The sequence below is a fragment of the Palleronia pontilimi genome (assembly GCF_016412875.1).
Taxonomy (GTDB): Bacteria; Pseudomonadota; Alphaproteobacteria; order Rhodobacterales; family Rhodobacteraceae; genus Palleronia; species Palleronia pontilimi.
Window position 1 is genome coordinate 1 of sequence record NZ_JAEKPD010000019.1, and the last position, 24684, is coordinate 24684.

The window sequence follows — 24684 nt, forward strand, 5'->3', positions numbered from 1 at the left end:
ATTCCAGATCAAACCGGCCCTAACCGCGGGGGAAGGTCAAAGAATGTGCGCTTTGTTGCTGACAGCCGACGTAGTACGCGAGTCCTCAAGTGTGTTTTGGGTTACTCAGTCAGAATTCTAGCGAACACGCCAACCAAGAACGCCGTGGTCAGACCAAACATCAAGACACCGCAGACCGAGGCCATAGCGCCGAAGATTCGGAATTCAGGTGCTAGGGTGATGTCGCCGTAGCCGAGCGTGCTGTAGGTCACCAGAGCAAAGTAGATAGGAGCCTCATAGCCGGTCAGCGCGCCAAAGACCCAGAACGCCAGCGCCCAGAGGTAGATCTGTACGGTATGGGCGAAGAGCAACAGCAGGAACAGAAGGCTTGTTGACAGGGCCGCGGCACGCATGGTCGCGCTGTCACGAAACGGCTGCGCGCGGCGCAGAGTCCGGATCGCGAAGCCCGCCGCCAAAATATGGATCGCGGCGCAGATCAGGATCATCGCGCTACCCGCCAGGATTTGCACCGCGACCGGCATCGGCGCTAGACCCCCACGCGCTCAGGCCGCTTGCGCCCGTGCGGCGCGCAGGAAGAACAGGCGGTAGAGCGGCGGCACGAACAACAGCGTCAGCGGCGATGCCAGGACAAGCCCGCCGATCATCAGCGCGGCCATCGGCTCGAACAGCGCCCCGCCCGCCAGCGCCATGGGGATCAGGCCGAGGATAGTCGTCAGCGACGTCAACAAGACCGGGTTCAGGCGCTTCATTGCGGCAGCGACGATTGCGTCGTCGAGGGGCCTGTCGCGCCGTTCGATGTCGATCTGGTCGATCAGCACGATGGCGTTGTTGATGATGATCCCCATCAGCGAGATCAGCCCGAGAATGGCGAAGAATGACAGGGGCTGCCCGGTGATCAGCAGAGCCAGTGGTGCACCCGCCAGGATCAGCGGGATCGTCAGGAAGGTGATCGCCACCCGGCGCACCGAGTTGAACTGGAACATCAGCGCCGCGATCATCACCAGCAGCGCATAGGGCATGCCGGCCACCAGATCGGCATTCGCCTCGGCCGCGTCGGCGCTTTCGCCGCCAATGACGACCTCGTAGGCCGGACCCAGGTTCAGCCCGTCCAGCGTGGGCGCAATCAACGCCTCGACCTCGGCCGCGGCCAGCGTGCTGGATTTGCCCGAGATGGTGATCTGGCGCACCTGATTCTCGCGGCGCAGTTGCGACAGCGTCAGACGGGGCTGGAACCGCGCGACCTGGTCGAGTGAGATCAGGCCGGTATCGGTGGGGATTGTCAGATTCGCCAGATCCTCCAGACTGTCCCGGAAGACCTCTTCGGCGCGCACGACGATGGGGATCTGGTCGGTACCGTCGCGGAAAACCGAATACTCAGCACCCGAGAAATAGGTCTGCATGACGTTCGAGATGTCGCTGGAGGTCACGCCAAGCTCGCGTGCGCGCTCCTGCAGGATGTCGATTCCGACCGTCAGACTCTTGTTGCCCCAGTCGTTGGAATTCAGCACCAGCCCCGGCACGCTGTCGAACGCGGCCTCGACCTCGGTGGCCGCCGACAACAGAGTGTCGGCATCGGGTCCGGTGATTTGCACCTCGACGATGCCCGACTCGCTGCCGCCCATCGACAGCCGCGTGACCCGGCCACGCACGGCGGGGTGGTTGGCGATCAGGTGGCGGCGGGTGCGTTCGGCGGCGACCACCGCGCCTTCGAAATCACGGGTGTTGACAACGAAGAAGGCGCTGGCCGGGTCGCTGTCGGCGGGCGACAGCGCGAGGTAGAAGCGCGGGCCGCCATGGCCCACGAACAGCGTGGTGTTGGCGACCTCGGGGTTGGCCTCGGCGTTGCGCAGCCACGCGTCGATGGCCAGCGCCTCATCGCGGGTGGCGGTGATCGAGCTGCCTTTGGGCAGATCGACATACACCAGAAATTCGGCGCGTTCTGACAGCGGGAACATCTCGGATTTCAACTGGCCGAAGCTGGTGATGCCGAAGGCCACGACCAGATAGCAAAGCGCAACCACCGGGATGCCAAACCGCAGGATACGCCGGATCAGGCCGCCATAGGCACGCTCCAGCACGCCTTCGCGCGCCTCCTTCTGCGGTTTGGGCCTGAGCAGGGCGGCGGCGAGAAACGGCAGGATGTAATGCGCCGTCAGCCATGAGCCTGCGAGCATCAGCGCCACCACCGCGCCCAGCGAAAACGCGAACTCGCCGGTCGTGCCATCGAGGATCAGCATCGGCAGAAAGGCGGAAACCGTTGTGATCGAGGCCACGGCGAGAGGCACGAAGAACTGGCCCCCTGCGGCGATGGCCGCATCGCTGGGCACCGCGCCCTCCTTGATCCGCCGGTCGATATCCTCGACCACCACAAGGCCGTTATCGACCAGTAGCCCCAGCGAAATGATCACCGCGGCGATGGAAATCTGTTCCAGGTCGATCCCCCATTGCGACATGCCCAAGAGCGCGAAGTTCACCGTGAAGGGCACGATGCTGGCGATCACCAGCGCCGGGCGCAGGCCGAGGAAAACGAACATCACCACCAGCACCACGGCGAAGGTCTGGCCGACATTCGTCAGCGCGCCGTTGATCGACTGGGTGACGTTGGTCTCCTGGAAGGTTGACAGATTGTACGAGATGCCAATGGGCTGCGTCTGTTCCAGCCGCGCGATCTCGGCGCGCAGCGTGCGGCCCAGTTTCTGGATGTCGCGGTCGTCCGACATCTCGACGCTGACCAGAACCGCAGGTTCGCCATTGAAGAACACCGGCTGCCGCGGCGGATCGACATAGCCGCGCCGCACCGTCATCAGGTCGCGCAGCCGGACGATATCGCCGGTGGGCAGCTGGGTCAGCACCCCGCCGATGTCCTCCAGCGAGCCGAGATTGCCGTTGGCTTCCAGCACGATATTGGTGCCGTCGGCATCGATCCGGCCCGCCGGCAGAATGACGTTCTGGTCGTCCAGGTCACCCAGAAGCTGCGGCAGTTGGATGCCCACGGCGGCCAGGCGGCGGCTGTCGATTTCAAGCCAGATCCGCTCTTCCTGGTCGCCCGACAGGCTGACCTTCGTGATCCCGTCGACGGCGTACAGCCCGGTCTGCAGCGCCTCGGCCGCATCCTCGATCTCGGCATAGGAAAACCCGTCGCCGGTCACCGCGATGGTCGCCACCGCCACATCGCCATAGTTGGTGTTGACGAAGGGGCCGATCGTTCCCTCGGGCAGGTCGCCCGCGCTGTCCTCCATCTGCGTGCGGATGTCCGAGAAGACGCGGTCCAATTCATCGGCGGGCACGCCGTCGTCCACCGCGACGTTCAGCTGCGCCCGCCCGGTGGTGATCAGCGTGGCGATCTCGTCGACCTCGCCGATCTCGCGCGCCGCGCGCTCCAGCGGCACCGCGATCAGGTCCTCGACGCGTTCGGGTGACATGCCGGGGAATTGTGCCACGACGATAACAGTGCGGATTGTGATCGCCGGGTTCTCGCGCTTGGGTAGCGCCAGATAAGCCAGCGCGCCGATGGCGATCAGCCCGACCATGATCAAAAGGGTGAAGCGGGATTTCTCGATCCCGAACCGAGCGAGGCCGTCCACCGGCCTAGCCTTCGGACCCGAGGAGCTTGACCTCTTGTCCCTCCTTAAGGAACGTTACGCCCGCCGAGGCCACCAGATCGCCCGGCGCCAGCCCGTCGATGACGACCACCATGTTCTCGCGGATGCCGCCCACCGTCACCATCCGGCGCGTCACGGTCGAGCTGCCGGCCTCGTAGACATAGACGCCCGCCTGCGCCGGGGTCTGGGCGTCGCCGGGACTACCGCTTTGCCCGTCCTTGATCAGCGCGGCGATCGGGATCGGGTAGCCCTCGCGCGCGGGCAGCGGAAAGTCGATGGCCGCCTCGACCGCCATGCCTGCTTTCAGCAGCGGATGGGTGTCCTCCAGCCGCAGCACGATGGGAAAGCTCGACACCGTGTCTGCGCGCGAGCCGATCTCGCTTACCACAGCGGGAAGCGTCACGTCGGGCCGGTCCGCCAGGCGGATAGTGGCCGGTTTGCCGACGACAAGTTCGGTCGCCGCGTCGAAGCTGACCGAGAACGACACCTCGAACCCATCGGGCGAATAGATCGTCGCAATCGGCGTACCGGCACCGATGGTCGCGAAAGCCGTGGCGTCAACCGAATTGACAATCCCTTCGAAAGGCGCGCGCAACTCGGCCTTTCCCAAGTTTTCCTCGGCGGATTCGAGCGACTTCTGCGCCTGTAACAACGCGGCCGCAGCGGAATCGGCCTGCGCCTTTGCATCGTCCACCGCAACCCGTGTGGTTGTGCCGCGTTGCAACAACTCCTGCTGCCGCGCCAATGTCTCGGCGGTGTTGCGCGCCGACGCCTCGGCCTGCGCCACAGCGGCCTCGGCTGCCTCGACTTGCAGTCGCAGCGCCTCGGGATCGAGCTGCGCCACCATGTCGCCCTCAGCCAGGCGCTGGCCAACATCCAGGTCGAATTCGGCCATGCGCCCGCCAATCTCGAAGGACAGGACGGTCAGGTCAGAGGGTTCCAGCACCGATGGAAATCGCCGCGTCTGGACACGTTCGACCTCGGCCACCTCGTGAACTTTCAAACCGCGTACGACCGGCTCTGGCGCCGCTCTCTCTTCCCGGCAAGCACCGAGGAATGTCAGAGCCAATATGACCCATGCAGTGCGTTTCATAGCTCCGCCCGGTACAGTTTTGTTGTTAAACATGCCGCCTAACCACTCATTTGTCCAATTCGATCACGCGAAACCGTGCGAAACCCACGCGGTCTGTCCCGAGGTCTGTATCCTGCGCATGCCGCGCGGCAGGCCGGTATTAGCCACAGAAATCAGATGAGCAGAGGAACGATCCTCCCTTGATCACGCTCAAGGGCAGATCGGGTTTGCGTCTGCAGCGAGCGAGCAGTCGCCACCGTAGGCGATCTTCGCTGTGTCGCGAAAGGCGGAAACCAGCCAATCGTTCAAGGAAGTCGAATGGCTGGAAGGTCCGCTGTTTGGACATCCGCCAGCATTGAGATCTTGCTGGTGCAGCGAACGGTAGGTTTGACGGGCCGCACCGCAGCATGCCGGACGACGGCCCAAGGTCCGCTAAGGGCCGTGAACGTCGAAAGATCCGCCTGGATGATCTGTCGACCGCCGCGCTGCCGCAGGGCTGCTTCGATCCCATACCGGACCTGCCCGTTCTTCGCTGCCCGCATTTACAGCAAAAGTGGCGCTACATGGCGGAAGTAACTTACGCCGAAGCGCAACCGATAAATCGACCGTTCATGCACGGCGCTGCAAAGCCGAACGAGCAAAGATCAGGTCCTTGGACAAATCTGCCTATCGTTGGCTAACAGATGACGGCCGCTGCAATATATCGCTGTCCTGAGAAGCTAGCTGGCTAGCTGCGCGGCTGCTGTAGCTGACGTATCGAGGATTCTATGATAAGTTGTATGCCACCATGACCTACTCGCGAAAAGTATTGGCGTTTGTGGCTTTGGTCATCTCGGCGACCGCGACTCCAGCTGTATCTGACTACGGACATTTGACGCTTTTTCAGTTGCTTACTGGCAACGAAGTCGCGGTGCGCGGCGTCGTCCGGGGCGCAAAGGACGAAAGCTATAGACTGGAGTCGGTGGAAGACTACCGGACGATGGATGCGCCTCCATCGCTCGAAGTTGTCCGGTTCGACACTTACCCACCGGACACGCGTTCCGGCAGTTTTGCGGAGGGACAATCGATCGTCCTGTTTGCCGCGCCAGCCAAAGACGGGTCGGTCAGACCTATCGGAAGGATGGGCGAAGGTGAGTTAATCCGTGACGAGGGATTTGTCTTCGTGAGGGCAATGGCACGCCCGCCGACAGATCTCGTTCGCAGCACTGTTCCGGGTGGAGCATATTCAGCCTACCGCATTGATGCGGAGATTTTTGATAAGGGCGTGGCGGGATTTTACGAATGCTACCGACCGCAAGCGCCCGGCAAGATCGAGCGGATTTGCTCGGACGACGCGCGGGACCGCTATCGAGGCAGTTCCTGGCTGGCGGAACATCTTGTCGGCATAGCCGAACGCGTCATCGGCACGGGGGACTGATCTAAGTTCAGACCTGAGAGGATTGAAAAGTGGCTTACTCCAGACTTTGTCATCTATGCTCAGCATTTCTTTTTGCTCTATTTCTTGCAGCGACCTGCATGACGGCGCAGGCCGCGACTGTGGATTGCCAGGCCGATCGGAGTGGCGACGGGCTGGTCCTCTATCTCTACTATCCAACATCGTCCGACAGCGACTTTCCGTCGCCCATGTTCGGCGAAGTCACCTCGCCACTTGCCCCGTTCGACGCCAACGATCTTGATCCCGGTCTGGGAAGCACGGCGCAGTATCGCAATGCGATCACGCAACGGGTCAGGACCGACTACTGCGAATTCGATGTGAGGGTGGTTCAGACAACCAGCGCCAATGGCACGACCAATCCGGTGCCGACCGACGACAGCTATTTCGTGGTCGGCATCGGCAGCGATTCCGGAGGCGGCTTTTTCGGGGTGTGCTGCAACAGTAGCATGGCGCGGGTGTTTGCCGGGACTTTCGCAGACGGTGCGGTGGTCGGCGGCAACTTCGACGGTCTTCTGACACCCGGCGACGGAACGATTGATCGCTGGGCCAATGCCATTGCCGGGACGACGTCGCATGAACCGGGACACAGCTCGACCCTCGGCAATCCGGGTCATTCGTCCGCCAATCCGCGAACGGGCGAGGATGCACTCGAAAACCACATCATGGATACACCGCCCGCGGCCGACCGGATCGAAGACAGGCATTTCAGCGACACCAGCTACGAGGCGCTGGCGGGTGCCCTTGGTCTTTACGAACAGACGCTGAGCAACTGGGATTTCATCAATCCCAACAGTTCGACAGCCGATGGCCTGCGCATCACCGTCTTCATTGACCAGGCTGCGGACACGCCGGAGGTCGGGTCTGTCTACGATGGCGGGCTCAGTCCCTGGGGTGACGCCGAGATCGCCGCAGCGGGGACCGGCAATTTCCAGGGCAACACCTACGACCGCTACAACATCACCTTCACGGACCCGCAAGGCTGGAACAACGGCGATGCCGGCGAAATCCCGGCAGGCGAGGCGTTCCATGTCGGGGTCGGATTGACCGAAAATTACATCGTGAACGACGTGACGCTTCTGTCTGGTGGCACGCCAATGCAATTGCATCCGCGGGTGGTGGGATACACGCCGGACAGTTCCTTCAATCCCGAAACCGGTGACTATCACCTTACCCTGTCCGTTCCGGACCCCGAAAACGGGCCGCTGGTCATTTCGGATGTGCGGATCCGGCATCTGCCGCGCACCTTGGCGATCAACGAGATGACATCGACCGGCGCGATGATCGGTGTCGACGGGCGCGCATTGGTGCCCTGGGCGGATCGCCAAGGAGCGAACGTGGAAGTTCAAGGCGCTGCGGAGCTTCCTGTTGCCAACCTCGCCGAACCCCGGGCGCTTGACGAATTCCGGCAGGCCGATCCCGAATGCGGCTCGCTGCCGGATGTGCCTCCGATCCCGGACCACGCCTTCCTCGATCTGCCGTATTGCGACGAAGGACCGGTTCTGGGTCTCTTCCCGTCGGCGCGTGTCTATGTCGAAGCCACGGTCACCGACCCGGAGGCGCAGTATTTCGACAAGGCGACCGGAACAATGGTCACGGGGCCGGTGTCCAACCGGATATTCATCCAGTTCACCGGCAAGGTGCCGGACCTCAACGGCAATGGCGTCGACGATGCGATCGATATCGACACGGGCGTATGTTCCGACGACAATGGCAACGGGATCTGTGACGATGCAGAACCGACGCGATACCGCTATGCGGCAAAATTCATTTGCGGCACGCAGCCCGAGGCGCCCAGCGACGGCCGACTGGTCAAAGGCCACTACGCGACCACCATCAACGTGCTCAACGTCTCGGACGATCCGGCGCGGATCAAGAAGTTCCTGTCCCTGAGCTATCCCCCGCGTGAGCAGCGTCAGGGCGAAGTGAAGCCGATCGCCACCGATGTCCTGCAGCCAGGTCATGCGCTCAAAACGGATTGCGAAGACGTGGCGCGCAGGTTGTATCCCAACGGGTTCCCGACACCCTATATCGAGGGTTACATCGCGCTGGAAACCGCCACGCGCTTGAACGTGACTGGTGTTTATACCAGTCGTGATGTCATTGCTGCGCCACCATGTGGCGACGCTGGCCATCACGGCTGCAAGCAAGGCTGCGACCGACCTGTGGGAGGCTGCCGGGGCGCGCCGGCGTTGTCGACGACCCTTGAAGTGGTCCCGATCAAGGAGTTCGTGATCGAAAGGAAAGAGCCGCCCGAAACCACCTGTCCAGACCTGACAGTTACCGATATCGGTCGGCCGCGCGTGTCCTGCCCTCAGGGTGGGGGCTCCTGCGTCACGCGGGTAGACTACACGCTCCGGAACATCGGCGACGCGGCCAGCGGCGCTTTCCAGTCGCGCGCCACGCTCGATCCCAGGCAAAGCGTCGTGGTCGAACGTTCGGTTCCCGGCCTTCTTGCCGGGGCGACGCGGACGATTCAGGTGGTCACACCGCGTGGCGGAAACTGCTTCGATCCGGACTGCACGGTGACCGTGGAAGCGGATGTGTCCGACCGTGTCATGGAATGCAGAGAAGACAACAATACCGCGGCAGCGACCACGCCCGGATGATGCGCCGCGCGCTGCCGAAATCCGACACGCGGTCCTTCCGTCCAGCCCGTGACCGATGATGTGACCGCCCCTGACGGCATCTCGTCAGTGCAGCGTTGAACGTCGACCTCGGGATGCACCAGCCGGGCGGCGAGCTTGCGCTTGATTGAGGTATGGAGGCCGATCCCGGTTGTGGGCCAGATCCGCGGCCTGCTCTGCCGAGCCGTCGGCCGCCAGATGAGACGGACACAATCGTGGGGTCTTCGGTGGCCATGACCCCGTCACTGCGAAGGTCTGCTGAGAGCCCTCTAAAGGCGTAGGCGAATCCAAATTCATCGCTATGATCGGCAAGCGACCGGGCCGTCTTGGGGTCGCTCGCCGCAGGCAGGATCCTGAGCGCACAGCGCAACGAGGGTCTCGTCAGGTCGCCCCGTCTTTCCCAGGCGTCCCGGGTCAGGCCATGAGGAAGTCGCAGTCGCCAAGGATGCCCACGCCAACGAACTCGATCATGACGTCGCCTGTGCCATCACCGTCTTCGTCGATCTCGAGAACGTCACCGGCGAACGGGAACCCTCCGATGCCGAATCCGCCGCCTGCGGCCGAAAATGCGTCGTCGCCGATGAAATCGAACCCGAGGTAGCCGCGAATATCGACGAGATCTCGCCCGCTCTGGAAGTTCTCGAAGACGTTCATGGTGTCTTGCGTGTTTCCACTGGACAGCTCGAAGAACTCGAACTGGTCGGCGCTTGCGTCGGACCCGACCATCCTGTCGACACCCGGGCCGCCATCAAGCGTCACGATGACGCCCTCACCGGCAATCAACGTATCGGTCCCCTCATCGGCATTCGGATCCTCCCGTCTGGTTTCGGCGAACAGCAAATCATCGCTTTCGCCCACCAGGGTTTCGTCGCCTTCATCGCCGATCAGGTTGGCATTGTCGTTGTCGCCAAGAAGTGCATCCAACCCGGCTTCCCCGTCGAGAATGTCATTCCCCGCGGCCCCGAGGATCGAATCGTTCCCCGCCCAGCCCGAAATCATGTCGTCGTCCCTTGAACCCCGCAGGCTATCATCGCCGTCGAAGCCGCCGGGCTTCACGTCACTCTCAGCATCGGTCGTGACCGGATCGCCGGATGCCAAGTCCGGACCACCTGCCTCGGATTCCATCGATACCGCCAGCACCTGCACATCTTCCAGCGCTTCGGCCTGGGTGGTGCCGAAATTTTGCGTGACCACAACGCCGTCGAACGTTCCTCTGCCGGTCGTGAAGTCTCCCTGTTCGATGCCGATGCCGATTTCCTCTAGGTCCGGGTCAAGGATGTTGTCCCGGTGACGCGGACTGTTCATGAGACTTGCGTGAATATCCGCCACGTCGTCTTCCAGACCCGGATCGCCGCGTTCGCTTTGCCACCCGATATTCTCGGCTGTTCGCCAGTTCCCCTCCAGATCGTATCCCGCATCGCTGATGCGATCGGTAGCTGACGAGTATCCAACCCCGGTGTGGCTGAACGTGTCGGTGTCGAGCATCCATTCGCTGTGATCCTCTGCCGACTGGTTCAGGTCATTGTCGATTCGCAGCGGATCGAGCCCGCGGGATGTCCGCTCTTCGTTCACCAGATCGAGCATCAGAAGTTCGAGTGCGCTTGCCTGTGCCATGCTTGGCCTCCTTCGTCATATCCTGGATACCGGGTCTGCCCGGGACCTGCCGCACCATGCGGCATGTCGGACCCTGCGGTCGGTTGATGCGCCAGCTCAAATCACGAACGACACAGTTGCGGGTCACGGCGAAGGGTCGCGCTTTCGGGCTTCTCACCGCAGCGCCAAAGTTCCTATTGCAGATAGCTGGCGGAAACTGGCTGACAGATGGGGCCGAGGTCGGCGGGATCCTCCGCCTACAACATCGATGACACGGTCTTATAGGTCTCGCCGATCGCTGTTGGGCGCATTTGCCCTCACGTCTCGGGACTTTGACATCGGATGCCACAGATATCTCAGCCGAAGTCCGAGGAACGCTTCAAACCGTCATCCGATCTTGGATCATTCGGCTCGACACCTCGACGCGGTTCACCTCGCGTTCACTCATGATCACCCATTTCATGTCCGCTCTCCGAGCAGTTCAGCGGCGCGGATCATCAACCGGAATATGAGCTTAAGAGCTGGACGCGCGCCCATGCGTGGGACCTATAAGCGGCGGACCAACTGCCAAAATCCTTAATTCGCCAAGTCGACCCACGGAGTCGCCCAAGCCCACCGAACCACGCCGCCCGATCAGGCCGCGTCACCATAACCCAGCTTAGCCGCTCCTAGTGCGCCCGAAAGTGATTTGGCTAGAGTTCCTCGTGGCTAGTCGCTTGGATGTGCGCAGTCGCTCGGCGCGCCCGAACCGTCGTAGTCCAAGCCCATGGCCGTTGCGGCAATCGCCTCGACCTCCGATGAAGTGGCGTGCCCGCGGCAGATGAACCCATCCAATAGATCGGTCAGATCCAACCCGTCCAAACCGCGATCGACATAGTTTGGATTCTCACCGTTTGCGGCATCGCCTCCCAAGTATTGGATCAGGACATCATCAAGCGCCTGCGTGTTGCCGGAAACTGTATCGAACTGCCCGAACTCACACGCCCCGCCACATCCGCCGGGCGACTGGCCCGCCACGATGAATCGGGTCAGATCTTCATCTCCAGCGGCGGTCGACAGATCGTAAACGATGCGCGGCAACCAGCCCTGATTTGCCAGGTTTGGATCCCAAGCGGCTGCCTGAGGGAAGCCCGGCGTGTCGCCAGACTCCAAGCAGTCCGCGTGATCGTCGAATGTATCGATACGGCTCGCCCAGGATTGACCGTCCCAGCAGGCCTGGCGTGAATTCACATCCAGGTTTTCCAATAGACCCGGACCGGCGGTCGACATCCACCCCGATCCCAGGATCAATGCCGCATGTGCATTCGACATGCCCTCTCCGAACTGATTGTAACTGGGGTTCTCACGCAGGAAATGGCGGTGGAAGTAATGCACTGTTTCATGAACATGCGCGTGCGAGTCGAAACCGAAGTCGGCGCAATCCCATGGGATGTGTATGAATCCCGGGTCGATCCCAAAAGAGTAGAAGTTGAATCCCAAAAGATCGCCCCAACCGGCTTCATTGCAGGATACGTTCGCGGGTTTCAATCCCTCGGTATGCTCAACATTTATCTTCGGCAGTTCGGATTTCGCGACTCCCGGCATGGCATTGTAGTATGCGAGCGCGTCCCGCATATTGTTCATGATGAAGAAACCGCGCGCGGCGTCAGAGCTCTGCGGCACGGTGATCGTGCCGAGATTCAGACCATCTTGGGCGTCGTCGATGTCGAAGGTCCTGGAATAACTGTAGGCTCTGTAGTCCGCGCTCAGGTTGGTCAGTTCACTTGCGCTGGCAATCGGACCGTTGTTCCATCGCCCGACTCCAACCTTGTCCGTGTCGGTAACGGAATAGACCGTGATTTGACCCAGTTCACAGCCCGCCGGGGTCCAGTCGAAGCTGAAGCTTCCGGTGGCCGACGTCTCCGTTCGGATGTAATGGCCGCACTCGTCAGTCAGGAGAACGATGGCTCGAGCGATATCACGAACCTGCGGAACCTCGCTATAAGCCGCCTTCCAAGGCCACATAGGAGAGTCCTGTGCGTTAATCAGCAAACGCACAGGGAACTGATGCTGCCAGCGCCCGGACACGCGATGCGTGTGTTCGAAAGGCCTCGCCGTGATGTCCAGATCCAACTGGGCATCGCCGCCGGATGCGGTGGGGTTCATGCTCAGAGACAACTGGCGCCGCCCGGTCACCGTCTGATCGACTTGCCCCGATGAGCGAAGGATGACGCTGATCTGCGACGCGCCCGGATCCTCCGGGATCAGCGCCCCAGTCGGCGGTGGCGGGACATCGATGCCACTGGGTCCGATGGTTGCATGACCTGGCGGCCGAGCGCGGCTCAGCGCACGATCTATGACATCAGGGCCTGCGAATTCGATGGTCTGACGCGACGGGGTGCCCAAATCTTGCGATGTCGGTTGCGCGAAGGCCGGAGTCACTGCGAGCGAGGGAATAGAGATCAATACGCTGAGAAAAAAGCGCTTTCCCGAAGAGGGCATGACCAATCTCCAAAATCGTTATGCATTATGAAAATCGTCGGACGTGCTCAACTTAGCAGTGTAATCAGTAATTTTTTATCAACTTTTAGCTGATTCGTCAAATTTTGCAGAAGCAATACTCGAACTGCTCAGGGCCACTCGTGATCTTTTTACTGTGAAAAGCGTTATTTCTGACGAAACCTCTTCCGAACTTGAACCCACCAGACCGAGCCGAAGATACCGAGATCGATTTGTGCCGGACCGTGCGCCCGTAGCGGAAGTCTGGCCAGCAGAAGCTGCAACTGGGCGCCCGGCTGTATGTAGAGGGTCCGCAGTGACGTCAGCGACGTCGCCGGTCGCGCGGCTTGGGGTTTGATGCCGCACTGCCGCAAGTCCGCTTCTAGCCCAAGTTGTGGTGTGCCGCAAATCCGGAAGAGGTCCGCTGTTCGTCCGAGCGCCGTTGGTCTGTCCATACTTTCGGTGGGTGGTCATCTGAAATTTGGACCTATTTGATTGAAATCATACAATACGCAGAATTGAAGTTCTGCATTTGAAACAGGGAATAACTCATGACTTCTTTCGATCTTTCGCGCCGTGGATTGATTCTCGGCGCCGCGGCTGGGGCCGCCTTTCTTGCCGCCGGACGCCCACACCCCTTGCAAGCCGCGGCCCATTCAATGGCACCACTTCCAACCTTCTATGATCGTATGGTCGGCAATCTGCGCGTGACGACATTGCTGGACGGGTATTTCGAGCTCGATCAGAACTCTGTGACGAACCTCGGGGACGAGCAAATCGAGGAAGGAATGAAGGCGGCCTATCTTGACCCCGCGGATCCGATCCCGCTGGCAATCAGTACGCACGTCATTCGACAAGGGGACCAGGTCAGCTTGATCGATGCTGGTGCGGGCGGTGCCTTTGGACCAACGGCAGGCCGGTTGCGCACATCGCTGGAAACGCTTGGCGTTGCACCTGAAGACGTGACGCGCGTTGTGTTGACCCACATGCACCCGGATCACATCGGGGGATTGATGGGAGATAATGGCGCGGTCTTCCCGAATGCATCGTTGCATGTCAGCGAAACCGATCATGCCTTCTGGACGGACGAGACGATCGCGTCGGGTGCGCCGGAATCGTCGCAAGGTTTCTTCGCACTGGCACGTGCTGTCAGCGAAGCCTACACCCAGCGGACTGAAATGTTTGGCGACAATACCGATCTCGGTGGCGGTCTCACGACTTTGGCCATGCCGGGGCATACGCCTGGACACAGCGGGATCCGGGTGTCGGATGGCTCTGATCAGTTGCTCATATGGGGAGACAGCACAGCTGTCGCGTCGCTGCAGTTCCGCCACCCCGATGCCGGTATCGCCTTCGACGCAGATAGCGCGCAGGCCGCCGAGACGCGCCGCCGTGTCCTGGATATGGTGGTTGCCGACAAGATGGCCGTTGCGGGCACCCATTTGCCGTTCCCCGGTATCGGCCATGTCGAAGAAAAAGACGGGGCCTACGCTTGGGTTCCGGAAGAGTGGCAGCACATATAGAGCAGTCGTCCCGCCAAGCTGAAAGCCGGTCGCGGATTTTCGGACCGGTTGTTATCCTTATGTAGCTACGAAAGCACCTAGACGAAGATGACGAACCGGACATGCTACGCCTGCTGAAAGGCGCTGTCGGATCAATTCCAATTTGTCCGACAGCGCTACTAGGGCGACATCATGCTGACAACCCGCGCGATTGGTTCCGAAAGATTCGGGCACGAGAAAATGCGCTGTCAGAGATGTCAGATTCTTCAAATTCACGAATACAAGGCAGCACATCGCGCCGCCCCTCTTTAATCCAGCCTGGATTTTCGTCATCCCGTCGGATCTCAATGAGGTGTAGAGGGACGTGCTTGGGGATTTTGTCATCGCCATGATCTTTTCTTTTTGAGCCGGTTGCACATTGGCGAGGACATCATTGGCATTGGCATTGGCATTGCCGAAGCGGACAATAGAATTGGTGACGCGAACCGCAGCTTCGTTCGCAGAACCGACCTCCGCGGGCAGACCGATGCTGCGCGCCGTCAACAACGTCTGCTTTCGGGACGCGGCACCGCGGCGTGGGCGACTCGCAAACAGGTCCGCAACGGGCCGATCGCAACGAAGTCCTGACATCAGCTCATTGGCAAGAAAGGCTTTCCGTCGCCTCCGGTCATTTTTTCTTCCGACCCTTCCATCGTAGTGAAAACGGATTCTGTCGTTGTGCTCGGCGTCATTTTCTTCGCACTCCGACCGTCACATCTTGTCCAACCGTCCCTCGTCATCGATCACGTCGAGCGAATACCGTTCGCTGCTCCAGTTCCAAAGTACCAGGTTTAAGTCAGCGTCCCTCGCGCCCTTCGCGAAGCTGCGAACAAGTAGGCCCGCAAAGCCCGCGGCGATCAGGTCGCGGGCGAAATCCTGGGTTGGCACCCGCCGCCCCTCCAGCATGGCAAGACGCCAGCCGGGATCGGCCAGAGCCTCATGGGTCATTCCGAAGGCAGAGAGCTGTCCGGCCTCCCGCGTGTCGAACACGGGCGCGATATCAGCCCGGTAGGAGACGAGGATCGTCGGCTGCAGACTGCCCACCTGGTTGGCCTCGCGCAGCGCCGTGACCGGGTCGAGCGCGGAATAAAGCGCGGGTGTGCCCTTGGGGTTGAAACGCCCCCCATATAGTTCCGCCCCGCGCCCGGACAGAGGCATGCGGGCATATACGGGGTTCAGAGCACGGTAGAGCGGTCCACGATAGGCATCGCCGGTCAACGCCATCAGGCGAAGACGCCCGCGTCCACCGCGTCGATGTATTCGAGCACCTGTTGCGCCTTGCCGTCCTGCACCAGTTGCATCGCGGTGCGCCCATCGAACCCGGCAAGGGGTTCCGACCGATACCAGGCATAGGCGATGAGCGCCGAGCCGAAGCGCGGTTCGACCTTGTTCAGGATCTCCACCAGTTCCCGCAGGCGACGCTGGGTCTTGTCCGAACCGATCCGGGTCCGACGGTGCAAAGCGTCCTTGCCCAGCCCGACCGTCATGGCCACCTCCTCGGCGGAGGTGCGCAGCGCGGCTGCGATGCGTCGCGGCTCGAATTGTCCGGCTTCGGTAAAATTCGTGATCTGCATTGCAGCACTCCAACAGAAATATTTACGGTATATAGTGTCATAATTTCTGGCGCACAAGATTCTCTTCCGATCAGAATTCGGCGGCCGGAACGCGAGATGGTCCCTTGATGTCACCGCCCCTCCCCTTCCGGCCGCCATCCGACCGGGTCGGCGACCCAGCGGTCGATCTCGGACTCGCGCCAGCCCGCGCCGTGGACGGAGATGCGGAGCTGGGCGGGGAAGGTGCCCTCGGCGATCTTGCGATAGAGGGTGGAGCGAGACAGGCCTGTCCGGGCGAGGACGGTGCGGAGGCGGATGATTCGGTCGGGGTCGGGCATGGCTGTGCTGGCTCCTGCTGGGGTCGCGTGAGGGGTTCTGGTCCAGTCAGGCCGGGCCGGGATGGGAGGGCAAGAGCGCCTGGGTCGGCGTAGGGTCAGCGTGTATTGACGGCGGCAAATCGGACGGGTGTCAGAGATCCAGGCCGCGGCTGCGGCCGAGCTCGAGACCGTGGCTGAAGGCGAGCGCCTCGCCGAGTCGCCGTCCCATGTCGCTGGAGATGCCGAGGTCGCGCTTGCGGTTCGCGAGGAGGGATTCCAGCTGCGGATCGCGTTGCAGGCTGCGGGCCATGTCGCTCATGGCCTTCCGGGAGGCGTGGTAGCCCGTGTAATCGCCCGCGCGGTATTGCTCCCCGCTCCGGCGGTCGAGCTGCTGCCAGCGCTCCACGAAGCGGTTTGCGCGGGCTCGAGGGTCGGTACGCAGTTCGGTCTCGAGCTGCAGAGCGCGGACGGCGCGACCGAGCTGGCGCTTGGCGGCGTCCCGCGCGAGGGTCGGATCCTTCAGGTAGGCGGCCTCGGCATCGCGCCAGAGACCGGGGCGCAGGGCCTCGAAGGCGTCGCGGGCGCGGTTGAGGGTACGCACCTGCTCCGGGCAGGCCTTGTCGCCTCGAGCCAGCGTCTCGAAGACGTCGTGGATGGCCTCGGCATGGCGGATCAGCGCGCGGGCACGGGCCGGGCGGAGCGCGGCCTCGCGCGCCTCGGCCAGATCGTCCGGCTGCGGGCGCACATCTGGCGGCTCGGGCGCGTGATGTCCGAAGTCGATGCCGCGGCGCACGGCAAACCCCTCGGCAGGGTCAGTCCCAGCATGGTCGAGTGCCATGTCTTTCGCTCGCTCGCGACCGAGAGTGCGGGCCAGCCGCTCGGGGCTGGCAAAGTCGTCGCGGCCGTAGTGCAGCTCCACCCCGTCGCGGTGCCGGGTAAGGGCCACGTAGCTGCCATGGGCGTCCAGCCCGGGCGTGGCCAGCACATGGGCGCGGTCCACCGTCATGCCCTGCGCCTTGTGGATCGTGGCCGCGTAGCCGTGGTCGATCCGGTCGTAGTCCTTCAGGTCGAAGCGGACGGCGCGACCTTCATCGGTGCGCACCGTAATCGCCTGGCGGTCGAGCTCCGTGATGGTTCCCAGCGTGCCGTTCTTCACGCCCAACCCGCGGTCGTTCTGGAGGAACATGACGCGGTCGGCCGTGGCGAAGTCCCTTTCGCCGCGCTCGACGGTCAGCCGGACCTCCGCGCCCAGATCGCCCACCGCCCGCATCCGCACCCGCGCGGCGAGGTTCAGCGCGCGGACCTCGTCATTGGTGTGGGTCAGGATGATGCGGCTGGCCTCGGGGTCGGCCTGCCGGTCGCAGTCCCAGCCGTGGATCAGGGCCTCCCGCGCATCCTCACGGGTCGAAGCCGCATGGACATGGCCGTGGGTCTCGTAAGCCGCGAGCGCCGCCGCGGTCCGGCCCGTCGCCAGATCGCGGGTTGCCTCCCGCTGCCAGTCCTCGCGTTGGCGGCGCACCTCGCCGATCCGCGCGCCGCCATGGCGGTCGTGCAGCGACCGGAAGGCCGCCCCCGCCTCGATCGATTGCAGCTGCTGCGGATCGCCGACCAGCACCACCTTGGCCCCGGCATCGGACGCCTGCGACAGGACCCGCTCGAGCTGCCGGGTGCCGACCATGCCAGCCTCGTCGATAACGAGGATGTCGCGCGGGGTGAGGGCATCGCGCCCCTGCGCCCAACCCTGTTCCAGGCTCGCGATGGTGCGGGACCCGATCCCCGACCCGCCCTCGAGGTTCTCGGCCGCGATCCCCGAGAGCGCCGCGCCGCGGACCCGGTAGCCCGCCGTCTCCCAGGCTTCGCGCGCCACGCCCAGCATTGCGCTCTTCCCCGTCCCGGCGTGGCCGATGACGATCCCGAGGTCGCGCCCGTCGGTGACATGCGCCAGCGCCTCGGCCTGCTCGGCCGACAGGATCAGACCACGCGCCTCGGCGCGCGCCAGGGCTGCTTCGCGATTGCGGGCGTCGATTGCATGACGCTCTCGCTCCGCCATCGCCATAGCCGCGCGGTGCAGGCGCTGTTCGACCTTCAGCATGTCGCGTGTGGTGAAGCGCTCGTCGCCGCGTCCGTCCTGACCGAGCGCCACGAGGTCCGGCGCGCGGCGCATGGCCCCCAGCACCGCGTCGAACTGGCCCGGCCCGTCGCTGTGGCGATGTGCGAAGGCGGCCATGTCACGCCGGGTGAAGGTCGCCTGCTGCCGGGTGATCGCGTCGAGCGCGAGGCTTGGGTCTGCGATGATCCGGGTGCCGTTCTCGCGCGCGATGGCGCGGTGCATCTCGGCGCGGTCGGCCTCGCCGCCCTCGCCCAGGATCCGTTGCGCGGGCGCACCGATCTTGTCCTGCGGTTCCAGCGCGATGCCCTGCGCCTCGAGGCTCCGATGATCGATCTGCGCGTCGATGTCGAGGTCGGCGAGCCGCGCATTGGCGAAGCCCGCCCAGCGTTCGCGCCAGCGTTCGAGGAGGTCGGTGCGGTTCCACTCCCGCACCTTCGGGCCGAAGCCGTCCTCGCCCACGGACCGCATCGTCAGCATGACATGGGCGTGGGGTTTGGGCAGGCCATCGGCGGTCCGGTCCCAATGCACGTTGAGATCGGCGATCATGCCCCGGTCGACGAACTCGGACTGCACGAACTCGCGCGCCAGCGCGATCGCCTGCGCCTCTGTCATTTCCTTTGGAAGGGCGAACTCCAACTCGCGCGCGAGTTGCGCGTCGCGGCGGAGCTCGCAGGCCTCGACCGTGTTCCATAGCCGTTCCCGGTCGGACAGAGCATCGGGCGCGCCGCCGGGCAACAGCACCTCGGAATGCACGACGCCGCGCTTGGCGGTGAAGTCGTGGTTGCGCTCGATCCGGTCGTCGCGCAGCCGCGAGGCCGAGCGGTAGGCGGCGGCTGCGACCGCGCTTGCCCCGGAGGACCGTCCGATGACCTTCATATGGAGGTGATAGATCGCCATGATGGGGCGATCTGTGCCACGGGCGCTGCGACGTCGGAACGACGTATAAGCGCGCCCTCCCTCGAAAAAATCTCGGCCGGGACCGGGCCGTCCCGCGCTGTCCCGGCGACCTTGGAGCCTTTCGGGCCGGGTGCAGGTATCCTCATCGCATCAACGGTTTGAGGAGGATGACATGCGCAAACCACGGGATTTCGACGCGGAGCTGAAGGTGCTCGAGGACAAGGCGCGGGAGCTCAAGACGCGCAAGGTGCAGCAGCTGGGCGAGCTGGTGATCGCAACGGGGGCCGATGCGCTGGCGCCCGAGGAACTGGCAGGCGCGTTGATTGTCCTGGCCGAGACGACGGATGCGGCGAAACGGGAGGCCTGGGCGAAACGCGGGGCGGCGATGTTTCGGGGCAAGGCGCGGCGATCTGCTTCACCGGATGGCGGTGACCGAAGCCGTGCAGAGGCGAAACCGGGCAGCAGCCAACCGCCATCAGGCGGCCCGGGCGCGGCATGACCGGCGCGGTTGGCAGATGGACCGGCGCAAGCGCACCCGGCAGCTGATCGAGCTCGGCGGGCTGATGAAGAAAGCGGGCATCGTCGAGATCACGGGCGACGACCGGACCCTGATCTTCGGCGCGCTTCTGTGGATGGCCGACCGGCTGGACGGCGAGCAAGGCGACCACGCGCGGAAGGTCTGGCGCGACTGGGGACGCGCCGCGTTCGAGATGGATGCGAAGGAGAAGGCCGGGAAGTGAGAAAGCACACTAGGTCTTACCGAACGAGCTCCACAACCTCGCCGCTCTTGCCGGTTGCGAAGCGCCCCCAGGCGTCCATCAGCGCCCGGCGCCGGTCGAAGAGATCGGAGCGCGCATAGGCCCGCTCGACCTCGTTGCCGGTGGCATGGGACAGCGCGGCCTCGGCCACCTCGCGATCAGCATGGGCGCTCTCACTGCACCAGTCGCGAAAGGTGGAGCGGAAGCCGTGCACCGTGAACCCGTCCGCACCCATGCGGCCGAAGAGCGGCTTGAAGGCCATGACGGAAAGGGGCTGCGCCTTGTGGTCCTTGCCGCGCTTCGGGCTGGGAAAGACGTAGACCGGATCGAGGCCGCGGACCTTCTCAAGGACGGTCCGCGCCTCGGGTGAGAGCGGCACGCGATGGGTCAGCCCCCGTTTCATTCGCGCGTCGGGCACCAGCCAGATACCTGCGTCGAGATCGAACTCGGACCATTCCGCGCCCCGGACCTCGCCGCTGCGGAGCGCGGTCAGGATCAGGAACTCGAGACAGCGGGCAGAGACCGCCTCGCGCGCCGCAAGCTGCGCCATGAAGGCGGGCAATTCGCGCCAGGGCAGCGCCGCCATGTGCTCGGCCTTCCGCTTCACGGCAGGCAGCGCCTTCTTCAGCCCCGCCACCGGGTTTTCGTGGGGATAATGCCCCGCCCCTTTCGCCCAGTCGAAGACGGCGGCGATGCGCTGTTTCACCCGGCGCGCGGTGTCATGCTTTTTCGCCCAGATCGGGTTCAGGATGCTCAGGACATCGGCAGAGGTTATCGACTGGATCGGACGCTTGCCGATCCTGGGAAAGGCGTAGAGCTCGAGCGAGCGCAACCAGAGCTCCGCGTGACGGTCGCTCTTGAGGGTGCGGGAGAGCGATGCGTGGTGACGCTTCGCGGCCTCCTCGAAGCTCAGCTCTTCGCGCTTTCTCAGCAGGTCCGGGTCGCGCCCCGACCGGGCCTCGGTCCGTAACTTCCGTGCCTCTTCGCGGGCTTCGGCGAGGCTCATCCAGGCCAAGCTGCCTAGCCCCAGATCGCGCCGTCGGCCGTGAACGAGGGTCCTCAGGATCCAGGATTTCGCGCCGGTCGGCCCTACCCGGAGGTAGAGACCATTGCCATCACCGTACATCCCCGGCTTGCGGGTTGCAGCGACGCGCTTGACCGACAGACGTCCCATTCTTCCGACCCCGCAGGTCTAACTTTTGTCCCATCATTTGTCCCATCAGTCGGCATGAGAAATGATGGGACAATTGATGGGACAGGGTGAAATCGACTGGGACAGGTGAGGCCCCAAACACCTCTCAAGTATATGCTAAGAAATGACTTTCTGCAACAGCGCGAGACAGTATGACGAAGGGTTATGTAGCCCTACGGGCTGCCACTTTTCGCATTAATTCGCGCCGGATGCAGGGCGCTCGCCGATCGCCGGGGCGCTCAGGACACGTCACGAAGGCGGTAGAGCCTGGCGTGCGTCGCATGGCCCGGGACGCATGAACCATACTTAGGGGGCGTTGGTGCAGCATGGCGGTGCGGGCTCGGTCACCCGGTGGATGCCCCTTGCGCCAGCAGATCCGCCACGTGGCCGGGCATCGCGGACCAGTCGTCGAACGCCACCGCATGGGGCAGCTCGGCGATCGCGCTCTTGCGGTAGCCTTCGGTGAAAAGCACGAACGGCACGTCGGCGCGCAGGGCGGTCTCGGCATCGACGTCGCTGTCGCCCACGTAAAGACAAGGGCCATGCGGCAGCGCGTCAAAGGCGGCGCGCAGCGGGGCGGGGTCGGGTTTGCGCCGATCCAGCGTGTCGCCGCCCAGGATCACGTCGAAATGGCGGGCCAGGTCCAGGTGATCGAGCACGGCGCGGCACGGACGCTCGGGCTTGTTGGTGCAGATCCCCAGCGCGTGGCCGTCCCCCCTCAGCCGGTCCAGCGCGCGCTCGGCGCCGGGGTAGATCCGCGTCAGCCCATGCGCGCCGTCATAGCGGTCCAGGAAGACCTGCGTCAGCGCCTCTTGCTTGCTGTCGGGGATGCCGCGCGCCGCGCGCATGCGGGCCACGAAGGTTGGCACGCCGTTGCCGATGAAGCTGCGTGCCTCGGCCAGGGTGATCGGCGCGGCGCCGATACCGGCCAGCGTCGCGTTGGCGATGGCATGGATGTCGGGCGCGCTGTCGATCAGCGTGCCGTCGAGGTCGAAGACGATGCGGGCCATGGGATCCTGTCTGCTGCCGTGCCGCAGTGAACCCCGGCACGGCGCGGAAGGAAAGGGGGTGGGCCCCCGCCCCCGGATCAAAGACCGTTGACGGGCACCTTCAGCATGGGATTGCCGTCCTTGTCGCGCGGCACCTCGCCCGCGCGCATGTTCACCTGCAGCGACGGGATGATCAGCTTCGGCATGGCCAGCGTCGCGTCGCGCTCGGTGCGGAACTTGACGAAATCCGCTTTCGTCTTGCCGCCGCCCACGTGGATGTTGTGGGCCTTTTCGTCGCCCACCGTGGTCTCCCACTGGATGTCGCGGCCGTTCGGCCCGTAATCGTGGCACATGAAGAGCCGCATGTCGTCGGGCAGCGCCAGCACCTTCTGGATGCTGTCGTATAGCTCGCCCGCATCGCCGCCCGGGAAATCCGTGCGGGCCGAGCCGCCGTCGGGCATGAACAGCGTGTCGCCCACGAAGGCCGCGTTGCCCATGACGTGGACCATGCAGGCGGGCGTGTGGCCGGGCGTGGCCATGGCGAAGGCCTGCATCTTGCCCACGTGGTAGGTGTCGCCATCCTCGAACAGCCGGTCGAATTGCGAGCCGTCGCGTTGGAACTCGGTGCCTTCGTTGAAGATCTTGCCGAAGGTGTCCTGCACGACCATGATCTTCGACCCGATCCCGATCTTGCCGCCCAGCTTGCCCTGGATGTAGGGCGCGGCGGACAGGTGATCGGCGTGGACATGGGTCTCGATGATCCATTCCAGCGTCAGCCCGCGCTGCTTGATGAAGTCGATCATGGCGTCGGCATGGCCATAGGTGATGCGACCGGCGGCGTAGTCGATATCCATCACCGAATCGACCACCGCGCAAGACGTGCTGGCGGGATCACGCACGACGTAGCTGATGGTGTTGGTGGCCTCGTCGAAGAACGCCTCGACCTCGGGCGCGATACTCAGATCCACGGGATAATCGGTCATATCAGGGACTCCACTGGGGGCGTCATCCTTGTATCGCATTTCTGGCAATTTTTGAAGCCGGGCCGCACCGGGGACGGGTCCCGCGATCTAGGCCCCCGGCCGGTGCGCGTCGCGCAGCGCGCTGAACCGGTCCGACCGCGCGCGCATGGCGTCGCCAAGCTCGCGATCCGGCGAAATCGTCTCGGCCATCGTCGGCGCGGCGCGGAAGGCATCGCCCGCATCGCCTGCCGCCATGGCCCCCAGCCGTGCGGCCCCCAGCGCAGCACCGTGTTCGCCCGCGGCGGGCACCTGCACCTCCAAATCCAGCGTGGCCGCGATGAGCTTCAGCCAGTAGCGCGCCCGCGACCCGCCCCCGGCCGCCGTGACCCGCGCCAGCGACGTGCCCGCCTGCTGAAGGGCTGCCAGGTTTTCGCCCAGCGCCAGGGTGACCCCTTCCAGCACGGCGCGGGTCAGGTCGGCGCGCCCGGTGGCGTGGGTCAGACCGTCGAAGCTGCCCGTCAGGGTGGCGTCGTTATGCGGCGTCCGCTCGCCCGACAGATACGGCAGGAAGGTGACGCGGCCGGGGGGCTGCGGCGTGTCGCCCAGCTCGTCGATGAGCGCGCCCGGCGCCGCGCCCAGCACCCCCGCCAACCAATCGAGCGCCGAGGCCGCCGACAGGATCACGCCCATCTGGTGCCAGGTGTCGGGCAGCGCGTGGCAGAAGGTGTGCACCGCGCTTTCGGCGTTGGGGCGGTAGCCATCGGTGGCCGCGAACAGCACGCCCGACGTGCCAAGCGACACGAAGCCCTGCCCTTCGGACAGCACGCCAAGCCCCACGGCGGTCGCCGCGTTGTCGCCCGCGCCGCCCGCCACGGGGATGTCGGCGCGCATCCCCCAGCGCGACGCCAACGTCGCCCGCAACCCGCCCGAGGGCTGCGATCCTTCGACCAGCGACGGCATCCGGTCGCGGCCCAGACCCGTGGCCGCAAGGCAGTCGTCCGACCAGTCGCGCGCGGCCATGTCCAGCCAGCTCGTCCCCGCCGCGTCCGACATCTCGGCCACGCGCGCGCCGGTCAGCCACAGCCGCAGGTAGTCCTTGGGCAACAGCACGCAGTCGATCCGGTCGAAAAGCTCGGGCTCGTGCGCGCGCATCCACGCGATCTTGGGGGCCGTGAAGCCGGGAAACACGATGTTGCCGGTGATCTCGCGGAACGGGCCGTCGGCGTCCATGCGCGCGGCCTCGGCATGGGCGCGTGTGTCATTCCAAAGGATGCAGGGGCGCATCACCGCGTCCGTGGCGTCGATGCAGGTCGCGCCGTGCATCTGCCCCGACAGCCCGATCCCCGCGACGCCCCCCAGGTCGTGCGCGTCGGCCAGCTGGTCCAAAGTGGCCTCTGTCGCAGCGATCCAGTCGGCCGGGTCCTGCTCGCTCCAGTTCGGGTGGGGCCGCGACACCTGCAGCGGTGCGCTGGCCTGTCCGGTGACGCGGTCTGCGCCATCCAGCAGGATCGTCTTCACCCCCGACGTGCCCAGATCGATGCCAAGATACATGCGCGCGCTC

The 24684-nt window shown here is 64.0% G+C and carries 19 protein-coding genes; 5 read left to right on the forward strand and 14 right to left on the reverse strand.

Going from position 1 to position 24684, the window contains the following annotated elements; genetic code table 11:
• Positions 1–101 precede the first annotated feature (101 nt).
• From ILP92_RS16060 to ILP92_RS16070, 3 genes are read right to left on the reverse strand one after another with little or no spacing between them, the layout of a single operon-like run.
• Complete coding sequence (locus ILP92_RS16060; RefSeq protein ID WP_198917439.1) at positions 102–521, reverse strand: ion channel; 420 nt, start codon at positions 519–521, stop codon at positions 102–104.
• Between the two features lie 21 nt (positions 522–542).
• Positions 543–3584 carry an efflux RND transporter permease subunit gene (locus tag ILP92_RS16065; RefSeq protein WP_198917440.1) on the reverse strand — a complete coding sequence of 1014 codons (3042 nt, stop codon included), beginning with the start codon at positions 3582–3584 and terminating at the stop codon, positions 543–545.
• Positions 3585–3588: 4 nt separating this feature from the next.
• Positions 3589–4728: an efflux RND transporter periplasmic adaptor subunit gene (locus tag ILP92_RS16070; protein ID WP_198917441.1), complete on the reverse strand. Its 1140-nt coding sequence runs from the start codon at positions 4726–4728 to the stop codon at positions 3589–3591.
• Positions 4729–5449: 721 nt separating this feature from the next.
• Here ILP92_RS16070 and ILP92_RS16075 point away from each other — a divergent pair.
• Positions 5450–6091 (forward strand): hypothetical protein, encoded by a 642-nt coding sequence (locus ILP92_RS16075; RefSeq protein ID WP_198917442.1) that lies wholly within the window; start codon positions 5450–5452, stop codon positions 6089–6091.
• A 98-nt stretch (positions 6092–6189) separates the two neighbouring features.
• Positions 6190–8715 carry a CARDB domain-containing protein gene (locus tag ILP92_RS16080; RefSeq protein WP_198917443.1) on the forward strand — a complete coding sequence of 842 codons (2526 nt, stop codon included), beginning with the start codon at positions 6190–6192 and terminating at the stop codon, positions 8713–8715.
• Positions 8716–9147: 432 nt separating this feature from the next.
• On the opposite strand, the gene ILP92_RS16085 is transcribed toward ILP92_RS16080, so the two are convergent.
• Together ILP92_RS16085 and ILP92_RS16090 are read right to left on the reverse strand one after the other, a co-directional pair.
• Positions 9148–10347 carry a CAP domain-containing protein gene (locus ILP92_RS16085; RefSeq protein ID WP_198917444.1) on the reverse strand — a complete coding sequence of 400 codons (1200 nt, stop codon included), beginning with the start codon at positions 10345–10347 and terminating at the stop codon, positions 9148–9150.
• A gap of 687 nt (positions 10348–11034) precedes the next feature.
• Entirely contained in the window at positions 11035–12807 is a 1773-nt protein-coding gene (locus ILP92_RS16090) for a hypothetical protein (RefSeq protein ID WP_198917445.1), read from the reverse strand.
• Positions 12808–13355: 548 nt separating this feature from the next.
• On the opposite strand from ILP92_RS16090, the gene ILP92_RS16095 reads away from it, so the two are divergent.
• On the forward strand, positions 13356–14327 hold the full coding sequence (locus ILP92_RS16095; RefSeq protein ID WP_198917446.1) for an MBL fold metallo-hydrolase: 972 nt from the start codon (positions 13356–13358) through the stop codon (positions 14325–14327).
• A gap of 57 nt (positions 14328–14384) precedes the next feature.
• On the opposite strand, the gene ILP92_RS16100 is transcribed toward ILP92_RS16095, so the two are convergent.
• The 5 genes from ILP92_RS16100 to traA all read right to left on the reverse strand — a co-directional run bounded on the left by ILP92_RS16100 (position 14385) and on the right by traA (position 19222).
• On the reverse strand, positions 14385–14849 hold the full coding sequence (locus ILP92_RS16100; RefSeq protein ID WP_198917447.1) for a hypothetical protein: 465 nt from the start codon (positions 14847–14849) through the stop codon (positions 14385–14387).
• A gap of 207 nt (positions 14850–15056) precedes the next feature.
• Positions 15057–15569 carry an RES family NAD+ phosphorylase gene (locus ILP92_RS16105; protein WP_198917448.1) on the reverse strand — a complete coding sequence of 171 codons (513 nt, stop codon included), beginning with the start codon at positions 15567–15569 and terminating at the stop codon, positions 15057–15059.
• Positions 15569–15919, reverse strand: coding sequence for an MbcA/ParS/Xre antitoxin family protein (locus ILP92_RS16110; RefSeq protein WP_198917449.1), 351 nt, complete (start codon positions 15917–15919; stop codon positions 15569–15571). The genes ILP92_RS16105 and ILP92_RS16110 overlap by 1 nt, the downstream gene beginning before the upstream one ends.
• Before the next feature lie 110 nt (positions 15920–16029).
• Positions 16030–16236 (reverse strand): helix-turn-helix transcriptional regulator, encoded by a 207-nt coding sequence (locus ILP92_RS16115; protein ID WP_198917450.1) that lies wholly within the window; start codon positions 16234–16236, stop codon positions 16030–16032.
• Between the two features lie 130 nt (positions 16237–16366).
• Positions 16367–19222: a Ti-type conjugative transfer relaxase TraA gene (gene traA / locus ILP92_RS16120; RefSeq protein WP_198917451.1), complete on the reverse strand. Its 2856-nt coding sequence runs from the start codon at positions 19220–19222 to the stop codon at positions 16367–16369.
• Positions 19223–19394: 172 nt separating this feature from the next.
• Between traA and ILP92_RS16125 the strand changes: the two genes are divergently transcribed.
• Both ILP92_RS16125 and ILP92_RS16130 read left to right on the forward strand, forming a co-directional pair.
• Positions 19395–19721, forward strand: coding sequence for a conjugal transfer protein TraD (locus tag ILP92_RS16125; RefSeq protein WP_198917452.1), 327 nt, complete (start codon positions 19395–19397; stop codon positions 19719–19721).
• A 16-nt stretch (positions 19722–19737) separates the two neighbouring features.
• Positions 19738–19962: a conjugal transfer protein TraD gene (locus ILP92_RS16130; protein WP_235971507.1), complete on the forward strand. Its 225-nt coding sequence runs from the start codon at positions 19738–19740 to the stop codon at positions 19960–19962.
• 16 nt (positions 19963–19978) lie between these two features.
• Here the strand turns inward: ILP92_RS16130 and ILP92_RS16135 are convergent, their stop codons facing one another.
• From ILP92_RS16135 to xylB, 4 genes are all read right to left on the reverse strand, one after another.
• On the reverse strand, positions 19979–21154 hold the full coding sequence (locus ILP92_RS16135) for a tyrosine-type recombinase/integrase (RefSeq protein WP_198917454.1): 1176 nt from the start codon (positions 21152–21154) through the stop codon (positions 19979–19981).
• 362 nt (positions 21155–21516) lie between these two features.
• Positions 21517–22182 (reverse strand): phosphoglycolate phosphatase, encoded by a 666-nt coding sequence (gph, locus tag ILP92_RS16140; RefSeq protein WP_198917455.1) that lies wholly within the window; start codon positions 22180–22182, stop codon positions 21517–21519.
• Positions 22183–22259: 77 nt separating this feature from the next.
• Positions 22260–23144 (reverse strand): MBL fold metallo-hydrolase, encoded by an 885-nt coding sequence (locus ILP92_RS16145; RefSeq protein ID WP_198917456.1) that lies wholly within the window; start codon positions 23142–23144, stop codon positions 22260–22262.
• 87 nt (positions 23145–23231) lie between these two features.
• A complete protein-coding gene (xylB, locus tag ILP92_RS16150; protein ID WP_198917457.1) occupies positions 23232–24674 on the reverse strand; it encodes a xylulokinase in 1443 nt (480 codons plus the stop codon).
• Positions 24675–24684: the final 10 nt, after the last annotated feature.

Coding starts and splice junctions, on each gene's coding strand:
- ILP92_RS16060 (WP_198917439.1), bottom strand. CDS start 521: ATGCCGGTCGCGGTGCAAATCCTGGCGGGTAGCGCGATGATCCTGATC.
- ILP92_RS16070 (WP_198917441.1), bottom strand. CDS start 4,728: ATGTTTAACAACAAAACTGTACCGGGCGGAGCTATGAAACGCACTGCA.
- ILP92_RS16080 (WP_198917443.1), top strand. CDS start 6,190: ATGACGGCGCAGGCCGCGACTGTGGATTGCCAGGCCGATCGGAGTGGC.
- ILP92_RS16085 (WP_198917444.1), bottom strand. CDS start 10,347: ATGGCACAGGCAAGCGCACTCGAACTTCTGATGCTCGATCTGGTGAAC.
- ILP92_RS16090 (WP_198917445.1), bottom strand. CDS start 12,807: ATGCCCTCTTCGGGAAAGCGCTTTTTTCTCAGCGTATTGATCTCTATT.
- ILP92_RS16095 (WP_198917446.1), top strand. CDS start 13,356: ATGACTTCTTTCGATCTTTCGCGCCGTGGATTGATTCTCGGCGCCGCG.
- ILP92_RS16105 (WP_198917448.1), bottom strand. CDS start 15,569: ATGGCGTTGACCGGCGATGCCTATCGTGGACCGCTCTACCGTGCTCTG.
- ILP92_RS16110 (WP_198917449.1), bottom strand. CDS start 15,919: ATGCAGATCACGAATTTTACCGAAGCCGGACAATTCGAGCCGCGACGC.
- ILP92_RS16115 (WP_198917450.1), bottom strand. CDS start 16,236: ATGCCCGACCCCGACCGAATCATCCGCCTCCGCACCGTCCTCGCCCGG.
- traA (WP_198917451.1), bottom strand. CDS start 19,222: ATGGCGATCTATCACCTCCATATGAAGGTCATCGGACGGTCCTCCGGG.
- ILP92_RS16125 (WP_198917452.1), top strand. CDS start 19,395: ATGCGCAAACCACGGGATTTCGACGCGGAGCTGAAGGTGCTCGAGGAC.
- ILP92_RS16130 (WP_235971507.1), top strand. CDS start 19,738: ATGGACCGGCGCAAGCGCACCCGGCAGCTGATCGAGCTCGGCGGGCTG.
- ILP92_RS16135 (WP_198917454.1), bottom strand. CDS start 21,154: ATGGGACGTCTGTCGGTCAAGCGCGTCGCTGCAACCCGCAAGCCGGGG.
- gph (WP_198917455.1), bottom strand. CDS start 22,182: ATGGCCCGCATCGTCTTCGACCTCGACGGCACGCTGATCGACAGCGCG.
- ILP92_RS16145 (WP_198917456.1), bottom strand. CDS start 23,144: ATGACCGATTATCCCGTGGATCTGAGTATCGCGCCCGAGGTCGAGGCG.
- xylB (WP_198917457.1), bottom strand. CDS start 24,674: ATGTATCTTGGCATCGATCTGGGCACGTCGGGGGTGAAGACGATCCTG.